Source organism: Streptomyces sp. NBC_00212 (genome assembly GCF_045206365.1).
GTDB lineage: Bacteria > Actinomycetota > Actinomycetes > Streptomycetales > Streptomycetaceae > Streptomyces.
The window spans coordinates 1,617,222-1,637,297 of record NZ_CP108115.1 but is presented as its reverse complement, the minus strand read 5'-3'; the positions used below and the strand labels follow the sequence as shown (position 1 = coordinate 1,637,297).

Below are 20,076 nucleotides of genomic sequence, written 5' to 3'. Positions count from 1 at the left end.
TGCCCGGAGGTTGCAGCAGCCCGCCCCACCCTGCCCGTGGATCAGCGCCGGGCATACTCGCGGAATCCGCGGCCCGTCTTGCGGCCCAGGCAGCCGGCCGCGACGAGGTGTTCGAGCAGCGGCGCCGGGGCCAGGCCCGGGTCGCGGAACTCGGCGTGCAGCACCTTCTCGATGGCGAGCGAGACGTCCAGGCCCACCACGTCGAGCAGTTCGAACGGGCCCATCGGGTAGCCGCCGCCGAGCTTCATCGCGGCGTCGATGTCGTCCAGGGTCGCGTAGTGCTCCTGGACCATCTTGATCGCGTTGTTGAGGTACGGGAAGAGCAGCGCGTTGACGATGAACCCGGCGCGGTCGCCGCAGTCGACCGGGTGCTTGCGGATCTTCGCGGTGACCTCGCGGACGGTGGCGTGCACCTCGTCGGAGGTGAGCACCGTGCGGACCACCTCGACCAGCTTCATCGCGGGCGCCGGGTTGAAGAAGTGCATGCCGATGACGTCCTGCGGGCGCGAGGTGGCGCGGGCGCAGGCCACGACGGGCAGCGAGGATGTCGTGGTGGCGAGCACCGCACCCGGCTTGCAGATCTTGTCCAGGGTCGCGAAGAGCTGCTGCTTGACCTCCAGGTCCTCGGCGACCGCCTCGACCGCGAGGTCGACCTCGGCGAAGGCTTCCAGGGCCCCGGCGGCCGTGATGCGGTTCAGGGTCTCCTCGCGGGCCTCGGCGGTGAGCCGGCCCTTGTCGACGGAGCGCGAAAGCGACTTGCCGATACGGGACTTGGCGGTCTCCGCCTTCTCCAGGCTGCGGGCCGCGAGCACGACGTGGTACCCGGCCTTGGCGAAGACCTCCGCGATGCCGGACGCCATGGTGCCCGAGCCGGCCACGCCGACCGAGCGGATCTCGCGGCCGCCGCCGGAGCCCGCGATGGAGTCCGGGGTCTGGGCGTCGGCCACCACGACCGAGCTGCCCTCGCCCTCGTACGTGTAGAAGCCGCGGCCCTTCTTGCGGCCGGTCAGGCCGGCCTCGGCGAGCTGGCCGAGGATGGGGGCGGGCGCGTGGAGGCGGTCCTGGGATGAGGCGTACATCGCCTCCAGGACGGTGCGGGCGGTGTCGATGCCGATCAGGTCGAGCAGTTCGAGCGGGCCCATCGGCAGGCCGCAGCCCAGCTTCATCGCGGCGTCGATGTCCTCGCGCGAGGCGTACTTCGACTCGTACATCGCGGCGGCCTGGTTGAGGTAGCCGAAGAGCAGGCCGTCGGCGACGAAGCCGGGCCGGTCGCCGACCGCGACGGGCTCCTTGCCGAGGTCGAGGGCGAGCGCGGTGACCGCGTCGACGGCCGGGGGAGCGGTGAGCACGGACGAGACGATCTCGACGAGCTTCATCGCGGGCGCCGGGTTGAAGAAGTGCAGGCCGAGCACGCGCTCGGGGTGCGCGGAGTCGGCGGCGAGGCGGGTCACCGAGAGCGCGTTGGTGCCGGTCGCCAGGATCGCGGTGGGCGCGACGATGGAGTCGAGCGCGCGGAAGACCTGGTTCTTGAGCTCGTACGACTCGGGCACGACCTCGATGACGAGCTCGGCCTCGGCCGCGGCCTGGAGGTCGGTGAAGGTGCGGAACCGGGCGAGGACGTCGCTCCGCTCCTGCGGGGTGATCCGCTCGCGGGACACCGCGCGGGCCGTGGACGCTTCGAGCGAGGCCACGGCCTGGCGGCCGGCGCGCTCGCTGATGTCGATGCCGATGACCTCGCGGCCGGCGCGGGCCAGGACCTCGGCGATGCCGGTGCCCATCGTGCCGAGGCCGACCACGGCGACAGTGTTCAGGGGGATGTCCATCACGGGACTCCAGGGATGAGTGACGACTGAGAGAGGGCGCACGCGACCGGCATCAGGGGGCGCTCGAATACGCCAACGGGCGCACGGCGTGCGGGAGTTGTGTCGTGGTGCCAAGGGCCGACGGCCCTGTCCCGGGGCGCGTCGTACAGAACTGCCGAACCGACAAGCACTCGCGGTGGCTGCGTCACCAGGCCACCGGAGTCGGCGGGGGTTACCCGCTCACCTGAGGTTAACCGGCGAGTAACGAGCGCGCCAGACCTCCGTCGCGTCGAACCGGTGTGATCTGGCTCGCGCCGGTTCCGCGGGGCGGGGTGTGGTCACCGGGTGTGCCGGTCCGCGCCAAGGGGCTGCTCCGCGCCGGGGGCAAACTCCCCGCGGCCGCCGGGATCCGATCATCCTTGGGGTGCCAACGGCCCTGCGGCCACTACCCTTTCGGGCATGGACGAGGAGTTCAGGTCGCTCACGGACCGGGTGCGGGCCGAGACCGGGGGGTCGGCGGCGTACGAGCGGCTGATCGCCTGCGTCGACCGCGACGAGCTCGCGGCGGCGCTCACCGAGCCCGAACGCCCGCTCTGGGCACGGGAGATCGCGGCGTTCCGGCTCGGCGTCGCGGGCGACCGCCGGGCCTTCGAAGCGCTGATCCTGCTGCTCAACCACCGCGACCCGGAACGCTGCGTGAGCGCCGCCTACGCGCTCGCCAGGCTCGGCGACCCGCGCACCGCGCGCGCGGCGGCGGCCCTGGCCACCAACGAACTGCGCACCGCCTACGCCCTGCACCCGGTCCGCCTGCTCACCGCCCTGCGCGCCCCCGAATCCGTACCGGCCCTGATCAAGACCCTGCGGCCGCTGCTGTCCCCGCACAGCCCGTACTGGAGGGTGGCCCAGGCCTGCATCGAGGGCCTGGGCGAGCTCGGCGACAAGCAGGCCCTCGACGTCCTGAACGAGGCCCTGGCCCACCCCCGCCTCGCCCGCTCGGCGGCCTGGGCGCTGCGCCGCATTCAGGCGGGCCGGCGCTGAGCGTCGGGCCGCGTACGCCGTCGGAACCCGGTCAGAGCAGGGTCAGCTGGGTCGGCTCCGGGCGGGTCGGCTCCGGGGCGGCCGGGATGCGGCGGGCCGCGCCGCGGTGCGCCGGGCCGATGCCGAACTCGGTGGCCAGCTCGTGCACCTGGCCGGTGATCCGGCGCTGGTACCACTTCGGCGCGTACGCACCCTCCGCGTACAGCCGCTCGTACCGCCGCACCAGCTGGGGATGGTGCTGCCCCAGCCACGCCATGAACCACTCGCGCGCACCCGGCCGCAGGTGCAGCACGAGAGGGGTCACCGAGGTGGCGCCCGAGGCGGCGATCGCGCGGACGGTGGCGCGCAGCTGGTCGGGGTGGTCGCCGAGGAACGGGATCACCGGGGCCATCAGAACCCCGCAGCCGATGCCGTGCTCGGTGAGCGTGCGGACGGCGTCGAGGCGGCGGTCCGGCGCGGGCGTGCCCGGCTCGACCGTGCGCCACAGCTCCTGGTCCAGGAAGCCGACCGAGACCGAGATGCCCACCTCGGTCACCTGGGCCGCCTCCTTGAGCAGCTCCAGGTCACGCAGGATGAGCGTGCCCTTGGTGAGGATGGAGAACGGGTTCGCGTGGTCGCGCAGGGCCTCGATGATGCCCGGCATCAGGCGGTAGCGGCCTTCCGCGCGCTGATAGCAGTCGACGTTGGTGCCCATCGCGATGTGCGCGCCCTGCCAGCGGCGCGAGGCGAGGTGGACCCGGAGCAGCTCCGGCGCGTTGACCTTCACCACGATCTGCGAGTCGAAACCCAGTCCGGTGTCCAGATCCAGATAGCTGTGCGTCTTGCGGGCGAAGCAGTACACGCATGCGTGCGAGCAGCCGCGATACGGGTTGACGGTCCACTCGAACGGCATCCGGGAGGCGCCCGGCACCCGATTGACTATCGAGCGCGCCCGGATCTCGTGGAAGGTGATCCCGCGGAACTCGGGGGTGTCGAACGTCCGGGTCGTCACCGCGTCCGCGGCGAAGAGCGCGGCCGTGCGGACCGGGCCGGACGGGGCGTCGTCATCGGCGAGATTCTCCCAGCGCATGAACGCCTCCTTTGCTCCCGTGGGCCTTGTTCGGTCACTCCCACCCCTGAATAGAACACATGTTCCCTTCTTGATCGCAACCCGGATTGTGACGGCCGACCCCGAGGTGGTTGGCTTGGCCCACCCCCGAAACCCCGGAAACACAAGTGCTGGAGGAAGTGCCATGGCGCAGGTCGAGGCCACGACGGAGCGGATCGTCGCGGCGGATCCGGAGACCGTGTTCGACACGCTGGCCGACTACAAGGACGGCCGTCCCAAGCTCCTGCCGGAGCACTTCAGCGAGTACCAGGTCCGCGAGGGCGGCGACGGCGAGGGCACCCTCGTCCACTGGAAGCTCCAGGCCACCAGCAAGCGCGTCCGCGACTGCCTCCTGGAGGTCACCGAGCCGACCAACGGACAGCTGGTCGAGAAGGACCGCAACTCCTCCATGGTCACCACCTGGACGGTCACGCCCGCGGGCGAGGGCCGCTCCAAGGTCGTCGTCAGCACCGTGTGGAACGGCGCCGGAGGCATCGGCGGATTCTTCGAAAGGACCTTTGCGCCCAAGGGACTTGGCCGCATCTACGACGCGATGCTCGCCAAGCTGGCCGAAGAAGTGGAGAAGTAGCTCGCGCGGGCCCTCCCTTGCGGTCACCGGTTCGGGTGGATTTCCGTTCCGGCCCGTAGTGCGCCGTAGGGGCTCCCGCCAGCGCTTAAGCCCCCGGCGTGCGCCTCCCGCTCCGCTCGTCTCGGTTGCCCCGGTTGTCGCGTAATGCGAGAAATGGTCGGCGCAAGCGCGACGAGGGGAGCAGTTTCGTGGGCGGGATCACTCTGGTGAAGGACGAGCGGGCCGCCGAGCCCGCTCCGGCCCCGGCGGCCCGGTCGGCCGGCCAACTCCCGGTGCGGCAGGCGCCGTTGAGCCCCCGCCGAGTGCGGATGGTCTTCCTCGGGCTGATGCTCACCCTGCTGCTCGCGGCGCTCGACCAGATGATCGTCGCGACCGCGCTGCCGAAGATCGTCGGCGATCTGCACGGCCTCGACAAGGTCTCCTGGGCCGTCACCGCCTACCTCCTCGCCTCCACCATCGGGCTGCCGATCTACGGCAAGCTCGGCGACCAGTTCGGCCGCAAACCCGTCTTCCAGTTCGCGATCGTCGTGTTCGTCGTCGGCTCGGCCCTTGCCGGCTGGTCGCGCACGATGGACGAGCTCATCGCCTTCCGCGCGGTCCAGGGCATCGGTGGCGGCGGGCTCATGATCGGCGTGCAGGCGATCATCGCGGACATCGTGCCGCCCCGGCAGCGCGGCCGGTTCATGGGCCTGATCGGCGCCGTCTTCGGACTCGCCTCGGTGGCCGGGCCCCTGCTCGGCGGCTTCTTCACCGACCACGCCTCCTGGCGCTGGTGCTTCTACATCAACGTGCCGTTCGGCCTGGTCACCCTGGCCGTCATCACCGCCGTACTGAAACTGCCCAGGCCCCGCGTCCGGCCCCGGCTCGACGTTCTCGGCATGCTGCTGCTCGCCACCGCCTCAACCTGCCTGGTCCTGCTGACCAGTTGGGGCGGAACGCAGTACGCCTGGGATTCGCGGCAGATCCTCGGGCTCGCCGCCGGCGCGGCCGGAACGACTCTGCTGTTCCTCGTGGTCGAGAACTTCGCGGCCGAACCCGTCATCCCCCTGCGGCTGTTCCGCGACTCGATCTTCAACGTCTCCGGGCTCGTCGGCGCGGTCATCGGCGTCGCCCTCTTCGGCGCCGCCAGCTATCTGCCGACGTTCCTGCAGATGGTCGACGGGGCCAGCGCCACCGAGTCCGGACTCCTCGTGCTGCCCATGATGGGCGGCATCGTCGGCGCCTCGATCATCTCCGGCCAGCTCATCAGCCGCACCGGGCACTACAAGATCTACCCGATCCTCGGCGGCGCGGTCTCCGCCCTCGGCATGTGGCTGCTCTCCAAGCTCGGCACCGACACCCCGCGGCTCGACTACAGCATCTGGATGGCCGTGCTCGGCGCCGGCATCGGCCTGGTCATGCCCGTCCTCGTCCTCGCCGTGCAGAACGCCGTCGACCCCGCCGACCTCGGCACCGCCACCAGCGCCAACAACTACTTCCGGCAGATCGGCGGCAGCGTCGGCGCCGCCGTCTTCGGCACCCTGTTCACCAACCGCCTCGCCCACGCGCTCACCGAGCGGCTCCCGGCCGGAGCCCACCTGCCCGACCCCGAGTCGATCACCCCGCAACTGGTGCACGCCATGCCGCCCGCGCTGCGCGACGGCTACATCCGGGCGTACGCCGACGCCATGCCGCGGATCTTCCTGTACCTCGTGCCGGTGCTCGTGCTCGGCTTCGTCCTCGCCTTCTTCCTCAAGGAGAAACCGCTGGTGTCCCAGAACGCCCCCGCAGCCGAGACCGCGCCCCTGCCCCACGCCCGCACCGCCAACTCCGGCTACGTGAGCGGCGTTCCGGTCACCGGCACCGTCCAGCACCACGACGGGACCACCGTGCCGCGCGCCGCCCTCACCCTCGTCGACGTACGGGGCCAGCAGGTCGGCCGCGGGGCCAGCGGCGCCGACGGGCGGTACGCGCTGAGCGTGCCGGGCGCCGGATCGTACGTCCTGATCGCGGCGGCCGGCGGGCACCAGCCGCAGGCCGTCGCCGTGACCGTCGGCGAACGCCCCGTCGACCTCGACGTGGTGCTCGGCGGCGCCGGACGCCTCGCGGGCACCGTCGTCACCGCCGACGGCAGCCCCGTGCGGGACGCCGCCGTCACCCTCACCGACGTACGCGGCGAGGTCGTGGCCGCCACCCGCAGCGGGCGCGAAGGCGGCTATGTGATCACGGAGTTGGTGGCGGGGGAGTACACCCTGGCCGCCAGCGCACCCGCCTTCCGGCCCGCCGCCCTGCCGGTCAGCGTGCAGGCCTCCCGCGAGACCCGCCAGGACATCGAGCTGGCCGGCGGGGCCGTGCTGCGCGGCACCGTGCGGGCCGGCGGCGGGCGGCCCGTGGAGGACGCGCGGGTGACGCTGCTCGACGCCGCGGGCAACGTCGTGGACACCCTCACCACGGGCCCCGACGGCACCTTCCGGTTCGTCGACCTGTCCTCCGGGGAGTACACGGTGATCGCCGCGGGCTATCCGCCGGTGGCCACGGTGCTGCAGGTCGCGGGCGGCGGACGGACCGAAAGGGATCTCCAACTCGGCCACGAGGACTGACCTTTCTTCAATGAGGGGGCCGGTTTCGCGCGGGCGTGCGCCTATTCACGGGTTGCCTCCCGCGCGGCCCCGCGATGGCCGTACGGTGGTGCTACAGCCGCCGATTCTCGCGGCGGGGAAGGAGCCTCCCACCCATGGACAGTGGTACTCCGCCGAAGCTGCCGCAGCAGTTCGCCGTGGCCGGCCGGATCCCGCTTGCCGTGATCGTCGTGGACGGCGACGGCCTCGTGTCGCACTGGTCCTCCGGTGCGCGCAGGCTGTTCGGTCCCGGCAAGGAGGACGCGGTCGGCAGGCCCGCCGCCGATCTGCTCCCGGTCTCCGGCGCGCTGGAGCAGAGGTACGACGACTACGACGTGTTCGACGAGTTCGGCCCCGGGCTCGACGGCCCGCTGACCGGACGCACCTCCTACCCCACGGCGGGCCGGGCCGCGCTCAGCGAGCCCGGCCGGGACCGTACCGACGTGCTGTGGTGGGCCTACCCGCTCGTCGGCCCCGGGCCCGAGCGGCTCCTGGTGCTCGCCGCGGACGCGGCCCAGCTGCACCGGGAAGCCGATGACGACAGCGGCTCCGTCGAGCGGATAGCGCCCGGCTTCGCCCTGCACACCGACTTCCCCGGAGCCGACGAACTGGCCCGCCGGCTGCCCGAGATCCTGCCCAGCATGAGCGTCGGCGAGAGCACCCGGATCGTCGCCCAGGTACTCGAACTCGGCTATCCCGTCCTGGAGTTCAGCCAGCACGACCGGGTGCCCGTCACCCCCGACTGGGGAGTGCCCCGGCGCGCCGAACACCGGCCCGCCCGGCGCCGCCACCCCATGGAGCCCGTGTCGCGCACCCAGCCGCCCTCGCCCGAGTTCGCGGCCGACCTCGAATACGCGGCGGTGCGCGAGCGGCTCGAATTCCTCAACGACGTCAGCGGCCGCATCGGCTCCTCGCTCGACCTGTCCCGCACCATCCAGGAAGTCAGCGCCGCCGTCGTGCCGCGCTTCACCGATGTCGCGGGCACCTATCTGCGCGAGCAGGTCATCGCGGGCGAGGGCTTCCCCGACGGCCCGCCCGACGAGCGGACCCTGTGGCACCGGGTCGCCCTGGAGCACGTGGACGAACCGGGCCGCTGGGACGACGTGGTGCCGGTCGGCGAGTCCATGCCGTTCCCCGCGCACACCCCGTTCTTCCAGTGCATGACGTCCGGCGACCCCGTCCTGGTGCCGAGGATCAGCGAGCAGATGGGCACCGCCATCGCCTCGCAGTTCGAGAAGCGCGACATCCGGCCGCTCATCAACGGCCGCTCGATGCTGGTGGTCCCGCTCAAGGCGCGCAACGTGGTGCTCGGGTTCATGATCCTGCTGCGGCACGCCGAGCGGGCCGAGTTCAACGACATGGACCGCGTCACCGGCGCCGAACTGGCGGCGCGCGCCGGGCTCGTGCTCGACAACGCCCGTATGTACACCTACCAGGAGAGCGTCGCCGACACCCTCCAGGACTCGATGCTGCCGCAGGTCACCCCGCGCATGGCGGGCTGTGACACGGCCACCCGCTATCTGCCCGGCACGCTGCTCGGCCGGGTCGGCGGCGACTGGTTCGACTCGATCAAACTGCCCGGCTCACGGACCGCCCTGGTGGTCGGCGACGTCATGGGCCACGGCCTCAACTCGGCCGCGATGATGGGCCAGTTGCGCACCGCGGTGCAGACCATGGCCGCGCTCGACCTGCCGCCCGACCAACTTCTGCGCAGTCTCGACGACCTGGCGCAGCGCCTGGGCGAGCACTACCTCGCGACCTGCCTGTACGCCGTGTACGACCCCATCAGGGGCGAGCTCCTCATGGCCAACGCGGGCCATGTGCCGCCGGTGATCGTACGGTCGGCGGACGGCCGCAGCGAGCTCCTCGAACTGCCCACCGGGGCCCCGATCGGCGTTGGCGGAGTGCCGTTCGAGACGGCCCGCATCCGGGTCGAGCCCGGCGACCGGCTCGTCATGTGCACCGACGGACTCGTCGAGGTGCGCGGCGAGGACATAGGCGTGGGCCTCGCCACGCTCTGCGAGTTCGCGGCGCACCCCGCGGCCTCCATGGACGACGCCTGCGACACGATCATCCGCGCCCTCAACACCCGCGGCGGCCGCAAGGACGACGTGGCCCTGCTCATGGCGCGGCTCAACGGCATCACCCGCGAGCACGTCGCCGAGTGGCGGCTCGACGCCGACCCGCGCGAGGTCGGCCGGGCCCGCCGCCTGGTCCGCGAACAGCTCGCGCTCTGGGGCCTGTCGGACGTCGCGGACACGGTCGAGCTGCTGGTCAGCGAGGTCGTCACGAACGGCGTCCGGCACGCGCACGGCCACCAGGTCGAGCTGCGCCTGGTGCGGGCCGAGGCGCTCCTGTGCGAGGTGGTCGACGACGACCACACCCTGCCGACGCTGCTCAGCGCGGGCCCGCGCGACGAGGTGGGCCGGGGCCTGCGCGTGGTCAGCGCGCTCGCCCGCGAGTGGGGCACCAGCCGCACCGGCAACGGCAAGACCGTCTGGTTCGACGTGGCGCTGCCGCGCACGGGCCGCCGGGCGCGCTGACCGGGCCGCGCCACCCCGACTCCCGCCCGTCGAACGACAGGTGAAGGTATGTGCCGGGTTCTTGTCCGGCCCATACTCCGCGCGGTAGACCGATCTTGACACTGTGCGTGCAGCCTGGGGAGTCGGTCATGAGCGTGACGAGTCGGTACAAGGACGCCTGGGAAGGATTCTGGCGCGAGGCGCCGGACGAGCAGGGCGCGGTCTTCTGGGACGCGGAACCGGCCCTCACCGCCGCCCGCCACCTGGCCCACTTCGCCGCCCGCATCGACCGGCCCGACCTGCCCCTGGTGGACCTCGGCTGCGGCAACGGCACCCAGACCCGCTACCTCGCGGCCCGCTACCCGAAGGTGACCGGCGTCGACCTCTCGCACGCCGCCGTCGAGCACGCCCGGAGTCAAGACCCGGACAGTGAGGCCGAGTTCGAGCAACTCGACGCCGCCGACACCAAGGCCGTCGACGAGCTCCACAGCCGCCTCGGCGACGCCAACGTGTACGTACGCGGCGTCCTGCACCAGTGCGAACCGGCCGACCGCCGGCCCGTCGCCGACGCCATCGCCACCCTGCTCGGCGCACAGGGCAGGGCCTTCGTGGTCGAGCTCGCCGAGGCCGCGAAACCGGTCCTGATGGGGCTCGCCCAGAGCCCGGCGGGACCGCCGCCCAAGCTCCGTCCGGTCTTCGCCCACGGCATCGCGCCCGGCGAGGTCTCCGACGCCGCGCTCGTGGACCTGCTCACCGCGGCGGGCCTGACCGTGCTCGCCGAGGGCGAACTGCCGCTCACCACCACCGAGTACACCGCCGACGGCCGGCGCATCGAGCTGCCGTCCAGATGGCTGGTTGTCGGCCGGGCGGGGAGCGAGGGCCCGAAGGCGCCCTGATCTCCCGCGAATTCACCTGGACGCGGAGCAACGCAACACGCCCGGCCTCCCTCTTCTCGGACGAGCAACCTCCGAGAGCCCCCGGGAGACCGGCCGGCTCCCGCCAGAAGGAGCACCGTGTTCCGCACCGCAGCCCGCGCCGTGGCAGTCGCCGGCCTGGCCCTCGCGCTCCTGGGGGCCGGGCCCGGCGCGGCCGGCGCGGACCCGGGCCCGCCCACGCCCGGCGCGAGCCCGGCCGGGCCGCACCCGACCCGCGACGGCCACACCCTGGCGAGCGCCCGGCCGACGGCCACACCGCGGGCCCCCGCGGCCATCACCCGGTTCGTGGCCGGGCCCAGGAGCGGCAACCTGGGCAGGGCCGACTCCACACCCCGCGTGACCGTGCGGCCCGGCAGCCAGATCGTGGTGCTGCTCGCCGACCGCAGCCCGGACCCCGACGAGGACACCCTCACCGTCAGGTCCAGGGCGTTCGAGGCGCCGATGACCATCACCACCGAGGACGAAGAGGACGACCCCGGCTGCAAGTGCGACGACGGCGCCACGGTCTACTCGGGCCACACCGCCGTGCGCGGCGACCTCCCGGCGGGGACGTACCCGCTCACCGTCGTCAGCCACGGGGGCCACCACACGAGCACCGCGCACCTCAGGGTGGGCGACAAATCCCTTGCGCGGCATGGCAGTTGGCTGATCGCGGGAGGCGTCGCGCTGGCGCTGACCGGGCTCCTCGCACTCGTCCTGCGCCACCGCCTGCGCCACCGGCGCGGATAGTCCCGTACGCGGTCCCCAATGCCTCAGCGTGCGGTGTCGCTGAGGGTGAAGGTGGCGCCGTCGGGGTCTTTGAGGCGGACCCAGGTGCCGGTGGCGGAGATGCCGTCGGCGAGGAGGGTGGCGCCGTTGGCGCGGGCCTTCTCCGCGTGGCCGTGGGGGTCCTCGACGGCGAAGTGGGTGTGCCAGTGCGGGCGCAGGCTGGGGTCGGGGGCGGCTTCGACGGCGCCGGAGGTGAGGCGGGCGACGATGTGTCCGGCGTGCCGCAGGACGACTTCCTCGTGTTCGTACTGGACGTCGCAGCAGCCGGGCCGGTCGCACGCCCAGTCGAGGACCTCCCCGTAGAAGATCGCGGCGTCGAACGCGTTGCGGGTGTGCAGCCGCGTCCAGGCGGGCGCGGTGTCGCGCCACGCCTCCCAGTTCGACAGGAGCCGTCCCTGCCAGATCCCGAAGACGGCCCCGTCCCGGTCGGCGGCCAGTGCGCCGCGCCCGGTGTGCAGGGCGACCGGGCCGACCGCGACGGTGGCGCCCCGCTCGCGGATGCGGGCCGCGGTGACATCGGCGTCCTCGACCGCGAAGTACGGCGTCCAGGCGACCGCGACCTGGAGGGACGGCGCCAGCGCCCCGATCCCGGCCACCGGCACCCCGTCCGCCAGCGCCACCCGGAACTCCTCACCGAGCGACCCGGTCCGGAACGTCCAGCCCATCGTCGCGCCGTAGAAGTCGAGCGCGGCACCCAGGTCGCGGGCCATCAGGCTCACCCAGCACGGAGCCCCGCACGCGGCGGCGCTCGAATCGGCGGGCGGGCGCTGATCCGCGGTGGTATCGGCACTGCTCGGTGACGGCGTCACGAAAACCCTCGCTCTCAGGAATTCGGCATACCGGCACATAGACCCCGCCATTGTCTCGCCGCCGGCCCGCGCCCGCATGTCGGAGCCGTCCGCCCCAGGTCACTGGTCGGGGTCGCAGCTCTCCCTGCGCCGCCCGATCGTGATCAGGGCCGCCATGAGTGCGTCGTGATCGTCCCGGGCCGCCTCGTGGACGGCGCCCTCCTCAAGGACGGCGTGCAGCTCCGGCAGCCCGGCGGTGGCGGGCGTCGTCCGCAGGATCACGCCGCTCGGCGGGGCCAGCGAGCGCAGCCCCGTGAACAGGGCCGCCGGATCGCTGTCCCCGTCCATGCTGGGGTCGAGGACGGTGACGTCGGGCAGCAGGACATGCGCCTGCGCCAGGGCGAGCCGGGGGCTCGGGGTGTGCGCGATGACGCGGAAGTGGCGGTTCTGGTGAATGCGCTCGCGCAGCACGGCCGCTTCCTCGTCGGTGGCTACCAGCAGGACGGTCATCACGCTTCCAGCATGGCCGCACCGGCCGGTACGAGCCACGCGGGGCTCCGGGGGCCGGATGGATCCCAGGGGCCGCCACCGCGAGCCGCGCGAGTTCCCGGGGCGTCAGCCGAGCGCCGCCTCCGCGAGGATCCGGGCCGTCTCACGCCCGGCCCGCAGGGCGCCGGCGCCGGTGGCGGGCACGCAGTGGCCGAGCTCGGGGTCGTACGCGGTCATGATGATCCCCGCGTGATCGGTCTCCGCCTCGTGCAGGCTCGCGGGCCAGTGCCGCTTCTCCAGCGCGGTGAGGAAGTCGCGGGAGTGGTGGCTCTCGACCGCCGTGTCCGCCGTGCCGTGGATCAGCACGACGGGCACCTCGGACGTCGTCGCCTCGGCCAGGTCCTCCAGGGGGACGGTGCCCGTGCTGCGGGCGGGGCGCCAGTACAGACCGGCGATGCCGACGACCGCCTTCGGGAGTCGGCCGTCCGTGAGGTCCGGGCGCAGCGCCGTGCCGATGGCGGCGCCCGCCCCCGCCGACCAGCCCGCCACCACGAGCCGCTCCGGGTCGGCGCCGAAGCCGGCCGCGTTCTCGCGCACGTACCGCAGCGAAGCCACGAGGTGGGCGCGGCCGCCGTCGGGGGCGTCCGAGCGCCAGTCCGGCACGAACACGGTCAGCCCGTGCGAGGCCGTCTCCTCGGCGAGGGTGCCGACCTCGAACCGGGAGTCCGGGCCCATGCCGTGCCACAGCAGCACGGCCGGGGTGGTCGCCGGGGCACCCTCGGGGCGGTACACGTCGAGGAGTCGGGGCGCTGATCCGTCCACCGTGGTGTACGGGACTGTGCTGATCGGCATGGAGGTCCTTGGGGTGAACAGTGCTGAAACGACCTTCACCGTAACGCCGTTCGCAGGGCGAGCGGGCTCCCGGGGTGGGCCGGGAACCCGCTCATCGACGGCCTCAGTGCCGCGCGGCGCGGGTCTCCTCCCAGAGGGTGCGGGTGATCTCGGCGGCCGGCGCGCTGCGGGCGAGGCGGTGGCGCGCCCCGGCCCACAGGTGCAGCCGCTCGGCGTCCCCGGCCTCGGCGGCGGCCGAGCGCAGCGCGTGGGTCAGGTGGTGCACCTGTGGGTACGCGCTGGGGGCCGCGGCGTCGTAGGTGTCGATGAAGTGGTTGCGCAGGCCGCGGGCCGGGCGCCCGGAGAAGGCCCGGGTGACGGCCGTCGTCGTGAAGCGCGCATCGACAAGGGCGTCCTTGTGCGTCCGCGAGGCGCCCGATTCCTCCGCGCACAGATAGAGCGTGCCGAGCTGGGCGGCGCACGCCCCGGCCCGCAGCACGGCGGCGACGTCCTCGCCCGTGCCGAGCCCGCCGGCGGCAATGAGCGGGAGCCGTACACGGGCGCGTACCGAGGCCAGCAGGTCGAGCAGTGGCACCTCCTCCGGCCGCGCCGCGATGTCGTGCGTGGCGCGGTGGCCGCCCGCCAACGGCCCCTGCACACACAGCGAGTCCACGCCCACGGCCTCCGCCGCCACGGCCTCGGCGGGCGTGGTGACGGTGGCCACGAGGTGGCTGCCCGCCCGCTGCAGGGCCTCCACGATCCCGGACGAGGGCAGCCCGAACGTGAAGGAGACGAGGGGCGCGGGCTCGCTCAGGAGCACCTCGATCTTCTCCGTCCATCCGTCGTCGTCGGCCCCGGAGCCGGGCACGGGCAGGGTGAGCCCGAACCGGTCCGCCTCGGGGCGCAGTTGCTCGCGGTACGTGCCGACGGCCCCGACGGCGCTCGGCTCCGAGGAACCCGGCACGAAGAGATTGACGCCGAACGGCCCCGAGGTCAGCCCACGGGTGCGGACGAACTGCTCCCGCATGCCCTGTGCGCTGCGGTATCCGGCGGCCAGGAACCCGAGGCCCCCGGCACTGTTGACGGCTGCGACCAGCTCGGGGGTGGAGGCGCCGCCCGCCATGGGCGACTGGACGATCGGAACGGATAACTCGTCGAGGCGGAAGAACATGCGGACTTCTCCGGGGTGTTGAGGCGTGTGGGGGGTGTGGTGTGCGGTGTCTCCACGAACTATGTGATGCCTACACGGAGCAAGGGGTGATGATCCGTCAGGAAAGTGTGATCCACCAGACAGCCGCAGGCCCCGCAGTCCGGGGCGCCCGGCGCCCGACGGGCCCGCGCGGCGCTCTTCGCGAATGGCTCGAACTCGTCGCCGCCGCCTGCGGGACGGCGTCCTCCCGGACAGCGACGCACGTAGCGGCCCGCACTCGCGCAACCCCATCCTGGCGATCGACGGGGCGCCGTACGGGCCGACCGGATACGGTGCTGCTGTGCTGATCAAGGGGGAGGACCCGGGGACGGCGCTGCTACTGGCGGCCGCTCCGGCGAACAAGGGCCGTCTCATCGACGCGGCGTCGGTCCTGCCTGGCCTGGCCGCGGTCGCCCCGGGCGTGCTGACCGGTACCGGCGCGGCCACCGTCGTGGAGCTCGCCGATCCGGTCGACCCGCAGACCGTGCTGACCCGGATCCGCGCCGTGGCGGCCACGCCCGGCCCGCTGTTCGTGTACCTGGCGGGCCAGTTGCACGTGGACGCCAAACAACAGCGGATCCATGTCGCACTCGCCCGCACGACCCAGGCGACCGTGCGCTACACCGGCCTTCCCTGGGCCTGGCTGGCGCACGAGTTCCAGGTGCGCCGGCCAGGCACCACCACGGTGGTCGTCGACCTGGTCGCCGACCCGGCGGCCTGGCAGCGGCTGCGGCAGGAGGGCCTCGCCCTCGGCCACGGTGTCCGCCTGTACGGACGGATCACCGCGCCCGCACCGCGCCGGACGATCGCCACCCCCGACTATCTGAAGGTGTACGCCGAGGTGTGGCGCGGCGGCGCCCAGCCGTCGCTCGCCGAACTCCACGCGTACGCGGCGGACCGGGCGGGCCCCGGCGACGCCCTCCACCTGGCCATCGACGGTGTGCTCGCCGACCCGGGCCGGGCCCCGGTCGGGCAGCAGCCCGCACCGCCGGCCGCGGCCGACCCGCATCCGGCGATCCTCGCCGCCGCGGGCGCGGGGCGCCACGGCGAGGCGGCCTCCATGGCGGCGATGTGGGAGAGCGAGGCCCTGCGTGCGTACGGGCCCGGCTCGCTGGAGGCGATCCACTGGCTGGAGGTCCGTGCCGACCTCGCCCGGCTCGCCGGGGAACCGGCCCGGTCCTGCGAGTTGTGGATGGCCTCCGCGCAGGCCCGGCTCGCTCGCGGGCAGACCACCGACGACGCCGACGTCCAAGGCGCGGTCGACCGCGCGCACCACCAGTGGGAGCAGCTCCGCGACCCGGAACGCGCCCGGCCGCTGGCCCCGCCCCTGGTCGCCCTGCGCCGACAGGTGCCGGGCCGCCAGCGTGGTGCGCTGGAGGCCGTACAGCGCCGTCTGGAGCAGCTGCACGCGGTGCCGGCCGCCGGGCGCTGAGCGGGGTCGGGTGAAGTCCGCCGCCGGCCGGTGGCCCAGCAGCCACAGGCTCTTACTCGTACCGGTACTTCAGCGAGTCCGCCTCCGCCTGCTCGATGTCGGCGATCGTCAGCTCCGGCATCCGCAGCTGGGCCAGCGTCACCTCGGCCGAGGCCGGCTGGGCGTCCGCAGGCAGCCACTCCTGCGGCTTCCAGGCCGCGCTGCGCAGCAGCGACTTGGGGCAGTGCGGGTAGACCTCCTCGATCCCCAGGACCAACGCACTGGCCGGCGGCTTGCCCACGGCGGTCAGCTGCGACAGCAGCTCCGGCCGGGTGGAGACACAGGCCCGGCCGTTCACCCTGAGCGTCGTGGTGCGCCCCGGGATGACGAACAGCAGCCCGGCCCGTCCGGTGGCGACGACGTTCTGCAGGGTGTCCAGACGCTTGTTGCCGGTCGCGTCCGGTATCGCCACCGTCCGTGAGTCCAGGACGGCGACGAACCCGGCGGGTCCGCCGCGCGGCGATACGTCGCAGTTGCCCTCGGCGTCCGCGCTGGCGATCAGGACCAGCGACGAGCAGCCGATCAACTGCCGGGTCTGGTCGGTGAGTTCGGTCATCTGCTTGCGTACGGCAGCGGCGCCGGGGAGTTCGTAGGTCCGGCGCAGCGTGTCCTGGTCGGGCACGGCGTCGAGGCGGAGCGAGTCGAAGGCGCTGCCGGCAAGGGATGTCGTCATGCCTTCGACCCTAAGCGGGCCGACCTGCGAGCGCTCTTGGCCGGTGGGTAGGCAGACCTGGAGACGGCCGCGCGGGTCGGGCCGGCACACCCCAGGATCAGTGGCGGGTCGGGCGGTTGGCCCGGAGCCGTCCGAGGCGACGCCGCGAGCGGCGCAGCCGCTCCTCCCAGCGGCCCGCCAGCCGGCCGGCCGCCCAGATGCGGCCTGCCAGGCGGGCCGCCCAGCCCGCCTGCCGGGCCCGGGCGCGCGCCGCGCCGCGCCGCACGGGTGGGCGGGTGCTCGCTGCCCCTGGTCTGCCCATGAACCCAGGGTGACCCGCCCGCCCGGCCGCCGCATGCCGAGCGCGCGGTGCGGCCCCCGAGGCCGGGGTTCAGGCGCCTTCGCGACCGGGCCCGGTGTACGGCACGCGGCTGAGCTCGCGCGGCTCGGCGAGGGTGCCCCACTCGTCCCTGCCGAGCCGGGACAGCGGACGCAGCCGGGTGATCTCGGGGTGGCCGTCGACCATCACCTCGTCCGAGACCACCGCGTGCACGACGCGCCCGAACACGACCGTCGAGTCACCTATCCCGAGCGTGCTGTGCAGCTCGCACTCCAGCGCCACCGGCGACAGGGCCACCCGCGGAGGCTTCACCCGCAGGCTCGGCTCGGTGGCGAGGCCCGCCTGATCGAACTCGCTGACGCCGGGCGGGAAGTTGGTCGCCGTGTCGTTGATCTGCGCGTGGAGCGGCTCGGGCGCGAAGTTGACCACGAACTGGCCGGTCGCCTCCACATTGCGGAGCGAGTCCTTGCGCCCCACCGAGGTGAACTGGACGACGGGCGGCGCGACGGAGGAGATGGTGAAGAACGAGTGCGGCGCGAGGTTGGGGGTGCCTTCGCCGTCCACGGTCGACACCCAGGCGATGGGCCGCGGCACCACGGTCGCGGTGAGCAAACGGTAGAACTCGACGCGGGACATGGCGGCGGGATCGAAGTCAATACGCATGCGGCCAGTATCCATTGGCCCCTGTCCGCAGCCCCGGGGAGAAGCCGCCACGAGGGCGGCGGCGGCCGTGCGCGGGGCGTCACAGGTATGGACCTCTGGTGTCCGCCCGGTCCCTGGCCCGGGTATGGGGCGACGGGTACCGTGGGGCGCCATGAAGATCCTCATCAGTGCGGACATGGAAGGCGCCACCGGAGTCACCTGGCCGGCCGACGTGCTGCCGGGAACGCCGCAGTGGGAGCGCTGCCGGGCGATGTTCACCTCCGACGTGAACGCGGCCGTGCTCGGTTTCTTCGACGGGGGCGCCGACGAGGTGCTCATCAATGAGGCGCACTGGTCCATGCGCAACCTGCTGTTGGAACGGCTCGACGAACGGGCCCAGATGCTCACCGGCAAGCACAAGTCGCTGTCCATGGTGGAGGGCATCCAGCACGGCGACGTCGACGGCATCGCCTTCGTCGGCTACCACACGGGCGCCGGCACGCAGGGCGTGCTCGCCCACACCTACCTCGCCAACTCCATCACCGGGGTGTGGCTCAACGGCGCGCGCGCCAGCGAGGGTCTGCTCAACGCGCACGTCGTCGCCGAGTACGGGGTGCCCGTGGTCCTGGTCACCGGCGACGACCTCACCTGCGCCGACGCCGAGGGCTACGCGCCGGACGCCCGCAAGGTGGCCGTCAAGGACCACGTCTCGCGGTACGCGGCGGTGTGCCGCACCCCCGCGCGTACCGCGGGCGACATCAGGGCGGCCGCGAAGGAGGCCGCGGCGCTGGCCCGCAGGGTCGCGCCCGTGGACGGCGGGCCGTTCACCGTGGAGATCGAGTTCGACGCCGAGCACCTCGCCGACGCGGCCACTGTGGTGCCCGGCGTGGCGCGTACGGGTGAACGGCGCGTCTCTTACACCAGTTTGACGATGTATGAGGGCATTCGCACCTTCAAGGCGGTCACGACGATCGTCTCGTCCGCGGTGGAGGAGCAATATGGCTGAGGTGGAGACAGCCGATCAGGTGGCGCTCGACGAGGTGGTGGCCTTCACCTCCGAGCTGATCCGGATCGACACCAGCAACCGGGGCGGCGGCGACTGCCGGGAGCGCCCGGCCGCCGAGTACGTCGCCGAGCGCCTCGCCGGAGCGGGCCTCGAACCCCGCATGCTGGAGCGCACCCAGGGGCGTACCAATGTGGTCGCCCGGATCGCGGGCACCGACCCGTCCGCCGACGCCCTCCTCGTGCACGGGCACCTCGACGTGGTGCCCGCCGAGGCCGCCGACTGGAGCGTGCACCCCTTCTCGGGCGAGGTCACCGACGGCGTGGTCTGGGGCCGGGGCGCCGTCGACATGAAGAACATGGACGCGATGGTCCTCGCCGTCGTACGGGCCTGGGCCCGGCACGGGGTGCGGCCCCGGCGGGACATCGTCATCGCCTACACCGCCGACGAGGAGGCCAGCGCCGGCGACGGCTCCGGCTTCCTCGCCGACCACCACCCCGAACTTTTCGAGGGGTGCACAGAGGGCATCAGCGAGTCGGGCGGTGTCACCTTCCACGCCGGGCGGGGCATGGAGATCTACCCGATCGGCGCGGGCGAGCGCGGCACCGCCTGGCTGCGGCTCACCGCACACGGCCGCGCGGGCCACGGCTCCAAGGTGAACCACGCCAACGCGGTCAGCCGGCTCGCCTCGGCCATCGCCCGCATCGGCGAGCACGAGTGGCCGGTCAGGATCACCCCGACGGTCCGCGCGAGCCTCGTCGCACTCGCCGACCTGCACGGCATCGACGCCGACCCGGACGCCGAGGGCTTCGACGTCGCCGAACTGCTCGGCAAGCTCGGCCCGGCCGCAGCCCTGGTCGAGCCGGTGATCCGCAACAGCGCCAACCCGACGATGCTGGAAGCCGGTTACAAGGTCAACGTGATCCCGGGGCACGCGATCGCGTACGTCGACGGGCGGATCGTGCCGGGCGGCGAGGCCGAGTTCCGTACGACGATGGACCGGCTGACCGGGCCCGACGTCGACTGGGACTTCCACCACGGCGAGGTCGCGCTCCAGGCGCCGGTCGACTCACCGACGTACCTCAAGCTGCAGGCCGCCATCGAGCGGTTCGCACCCGAGGGCCAGGTGGTGCCGTACTGCATGTCGGGCGGCACCGACGCCAAGCAGTTCTCGCGGCTCGGCATCACCGGCTACGGCTTCGCGCCGCTGCGGATGCCGGCCGGGCTCGACTACCAGGCGCTGTTCCACGGCGTCGACGAACGGGTGCCCGTGGATGCGCTGCACTTCGGCGTCCGGGTCCTCGACCACTACCTGCGGTCCGCATAGCCCCGA

General features: G+C 73.0%; 18 protein-coding genes. 9 read left to right on the top strand and 9 right to left on the bottom strand.

Going from position 1 to position 20,076, the window contains the following annotated elements:
* Positions 1-41: 41 nt before the first annotated feature.
* On the bottom strand, positions 42-1,823 hold the full coding sequence (locus OHA17_RS07610) for a 3-hydroxyacyl-CoA dehydrogenase family protein (RefSeq protein ID WP_406505203.1): 1,782 nt from the start codon (positions 1,821-1,823) through the stop codon (positions 42-44).
* A gap of 438 nt (positions 1,824-2,261) precedes the next feature.
* On the opposite strand from OHA17_RS07610, the gene OHA17_RS07605 reads away from it, so the two are divergent.
* Positions 2,262-2,840, top strand: coding sequence for an adenylosuccinate lyase (locus OHA17_RS07605; RefSeq protein ID WP_406505201.1), 579 nt, complete (start codon positions 2,262-2,264; stop codon positions 2,838-2,840).
* A gap of 31 nt (positions 2,841-2,871) precedes the next feature.
* Here the strand turns inward: OHA17_RS07605 and OHA17_RS07600 are convergent, their stop codons facing one another.
* A complete protein-coding gene (locus OHA17_RS07600) occupies positions 2,872-3,909 on the bottom strand; it encodes an Rv2578c family radical SAM protein (protein ID WP_406505199.1) in 1,038 nt (345 codons plus the stop codon).
* A gap of 163 nt (positions 3,910-4,072) precedes the next feature.
* Between OHA17_RS07600 and OHA17_RS07595 the strand changes: the two genes are divergently transcribed.
* The 5 genes from OHA17_RS07595 (at position 4,073) to OHA17_RS07575 (ending at position 11,299) form a co-directional block, all read left to right on the top strand.
* Positions 4,073-4,516 carry an SRPBCC family protein gene (locus OHA17_RS07595; RefSeq protein WP_406505197.1) on the top strand — a complete coding sequence of 148 codons (444 nt, stop codon included), beginning with the start codon at positions 4,073-4,075 and terminating at the stop codon, positions 4,514-4,516.
* Between the two features lie 188 nt (positions 4,517-4,704).
* Positions 4,705-7,095 carry an MFS transporter gene (locus tag OHA17_RS07590; protein ID WP_406505195.1) on the top strand — a complete coding sequence of 797 codons (2,391 nt, stop codon included), beginning with the start codon at positions 4,705-4,707 and terminating at the stop codon, positions 7,093-7,095.
* A gap of 134 nt (positions 7,096-7,229) precedes the next feature.
* Positions 7,230-9,656 carry a SpoIIE family protein phosphatase gene (locus OHA17_RS07585; protein WP_406505193.1) on the top strand — a complete coding sequence of 809 codons (2,427 nt, stop codon included), beginning with the start codon at positions 7,230-7,232 and terminating at the stop codon, positions 9,654-9,656.
* Between the two features lie 128 nt (positions 9,657-9,784).
* Positions 9,785-10,531 carry a class I SAM-dependent methyltransferase gene (locus tag OHA17_RS07580; RefSeq protein ID WP_406505191.1) on the top strand — a complete coding sequence of 249 codons (747 nt, stop codon included), beginning with the start codon at positions 9,785-9,787 and terminating at the stop codon, positions 10,529-10,531.
* A 117-nt stretch (positions 10,532-10,648) separates the two neighbouring features.
* Positions 10,649-11,299 (top strand): hypothetical protein, encoded by a 651-nt coding sequence (locus OHA17_RS07575; RefSeq protein WP_406505189.1) that lies wholly within the window; start codon positions 10,649-10,651, stop codon positions 11,297-11,299.
* Positions 11,300-11,322: 23 nt separating this feature from the next.
* Here OHA17_RS07575 and OHA17_RS07570 read toward each other — a convergent pair whose 3' ends face one another.
* The 4 genes from OHA17_RS07570 to OHA17_RS07555 all read right to left on the bottom strand — a co-directional run bounded on the left by OHA17_RS07570 (position 11,323) and on the right by OHA17_RS07555 (position 14,617).
* Positions 11,323-12,048 carry a VOC family protein gene (locus OHA17_RS07570; protein WP_406505187.1) on the bottom strand — a complete coding sequence of 242 codons (726 nt, stop codon included), beginning with the start codon at positions 12,046-12,048 and terminating at the stop codon, positions 11,323-11,325.
* Positions 12,049-12,246: 198 nt separating this feature from the next.
* Entirely contained in the window at positions 12,247-12,639 is a 393-nt protein-coding gene (locus OHA17_RS07565) for a hypothetical protein (RefSeq protein ID WP_406505185.1), read from the bottom strand.
* A gap of 102 nt (positions 12,640-12,741) precedes the next feature.
* Positions 12,742-13,467, bottom strand: a complete 726-nt coding sequence (locus OHA17_RS07560; protein WP_406505183.1) for an alpha/beta hydrolase — start codon at positions 13,465-13,467, stop codon at positions 12,742-12,744.
* A 103-nt stretch (positions 13,468-13,570) separates the two neighbouring features.
* Entirely contained in the window at positions 13,571-14,617 is a 1,047-nt protein-coding gene (locus OHA17_RS07555) for an NAD(P)H-dependent flavin oxidoreductase (RefSeq protein ID WP_406505181.1), read from the bottom strand.
* Between the two features lie 184 nt (positions 14,618-14,801).
* Here OHA17_RS07555 and OHA17_RS07550 point away from each other — a divergent pair, with 184 nt between their 5' ends.
* Positions 14,802-16,067, top strand: coding sequence for a hypothetical protein (locus OHA17_RS07550; protein ID WP_406505180.1), 1,266 nt, complete (start codon positions 14,802-14,804; stop codon positions 16,065-16,067).
* Positions 16,068-16,119: 52 nt separating this feature from the next.
* Here the strand turns inward: OHA17_RS07550 and OHA17_RS07545 are convergent, their stop codons facing one another.
* The 3 genes from OHA17_RS07545 to OHA17_RS07535 all read right to left on the bottom strand — a co-directional run bounded on the left by OHA17_RS07545 (position 16,120) and on the right by OHA17_RS07535 (position 17,761).
* Positions 16,120-16,779 carry an MSMEG_1061 family FMN-dependent PPOX-type flavoprotein gene (locus OHA17_RS07545; protein ID WP_406505178.1) on the bottom strand — a complete coding sequence of 220 codons (660 nt, stop codon included), beginning with the start codon at positions 16,777-16,779 and terminating at the stop codon, positions 16,120-16,122.
* Between the two features lie 97 nt (positions 16,780-16,876).
* Positions 16,877-17,080 carry a hypothetical protein gene (locus OHA17_RS07540; protein WP_406505176.1) on the bottom strand — a complete coding sequence of 68 codons (204 nt, stop codon included), beginning with the start codon at positions 17,078-17,080 and terminating at the stop codon, positions 16,877-16,879.
* Positions 17,081-17,149: 69 nt separating this feature from the next.
* A complete protein-coding gene (locus OHA17_RS07535) occupies positions 17,150-17,761 on the bottom strand; it encodes a flavin reductase family protein (RefSeq protein ID WP_406505174.1) in 612 nt (203 codons plus the stop codon).
* 151 nt (positions 17,762-17,912) lie between these two features.
* On the opposite strand from OHA17_RS07535, the gene OHA17_RS07530 reads away from it, so the two are divergent.
* Complete coding sequence (locus tag OHA17_RS07530) at positions 17,913-18,746, top strand: M55 family metallopeptidase (protein WP_053728758.1); 834 nt, start codon at positions 17,913-17,915, stop codon at positions 18,744-18,746.
* The gene (locus OHA17_RS07525; protein WP_406505172.1) at positions 18,739-20,070 is read left to right on the top strand and encodes a M20/M25/M40 family metallo-hydrolase; all 1,332 of its coding nucleotides are present in this window, start codon (positions 18,739-18,741) and stop codon (positions 20,068-20,070) included. Before OHA17_RS07530 ends, OHA17_RS07525 begins: the two co-directional genes overlap by 8 nt.
* Positions 20,071-20,076 lie beyond the last annotated feature (6 nt).

Coding starts and splice junctions, on each gene's coding strand:
- OHA17_RS07610 (WP_406505203.1), bottom strand. CDS start 1,823: ATGGACATCCCCCTGAACACTGTCGCCGTGGTCGGCCTCGGCACGATG.
- OHA17_RS07605 (WP_406505201.1), top strand. CDS start 2,262: ATGGACGAGGAGTTCAGGTCGCTCACGGACCGGGTGCGGGCCGAGACC.
- OHA17_RS07600 (WP_406505199.1), bottom strand. CDS start 3,909: ATGCGCTGGGAGAATCTCGCCGATGACGACGCCCCGTCCGGCCCGGTC.
- OHA17_RS07595 (WP_406505197.1), top strand. CDS start 4,073: ATGGCGCAGGTCGAGGCCACGACGGAGCGGATCGTCGCGGCGGATCCG.
- OHA17_RS07585 (WP_406505193.1), top strand. CDS start 7,230: ATGGACAGTGGTACTCCGCCGAAGCTGCCGCAGCAGTTCGCCGTGGCC.
- OHA17_RS07580 (WP_406505191.1), top strand. CDS start 9,785: ATGAGCGTGACGAGTCGGTACAAGGACGCCTGGGAAGGATTCTGGCGC.
- OHA17_RS07570 (WP_406505187.1), bottom strand. CDS start 12,048: ATGGCCCGCGACCTGGGTGCCGCGCTCGACTTCTACGGCGCGACGATG.
- OHA17_RS07560 (WP_406505183.1), bottom strand. CDS start 13,467: ATGCCGATCAGCACAGTCCCGTACACCACGGTGGACGGATCAGCGCCC.
- OHA17_RS07555 (WP_406505181.1), bottom strand. CDS start 14,617: ATGTTCTTCCGCCTCGACGAGTTATCCGTTCCGATCGTCCAGTCGCCC.
- OHA17_RS07550 (WP_406505180.1), top strand. CDS start 14,802: ATGGCTCGAACTCGTCGCCGCCGCCTGCGGGACGGCGTCCTCCCGGAC.
- OHA17_RS07545 (WP_406505178.1), bottom strand. CDS start 16,779: ATGACGACATCCCTTGCCGGCAGCGCCTTCGACTCGCTCCGCCTCGAC.
- OHA17_RS07540 (WP_406505176.1), bottom strand. CDS start 17,080: ATGGGCAGACCAGGGGCAGCGAGCACCCGCCCACCCGTGCGGCGCGGC.
- OHA17_RS07535 (WP_406505174.1), bottom strand. CDS start 17,761: ATGCGTATTGACTTCGATCCCGCCGCCATGTCCCGCGTCGAGTTCTAC.
- OHA17_RS07530 (WP_053728758.1), top strand. CDS start 17,913: ATGAAGATCCTCATCAGTGCGGACATGGAAGGCGCCACCGGAGTCACC.
- OHA17_RS07525 (WP_406505172.1), top strand. CDS start 18,739: ATGGCTGAGGTGGAGACAGCCGATCAGGTGGCGCTCGACGAGGTGGTG.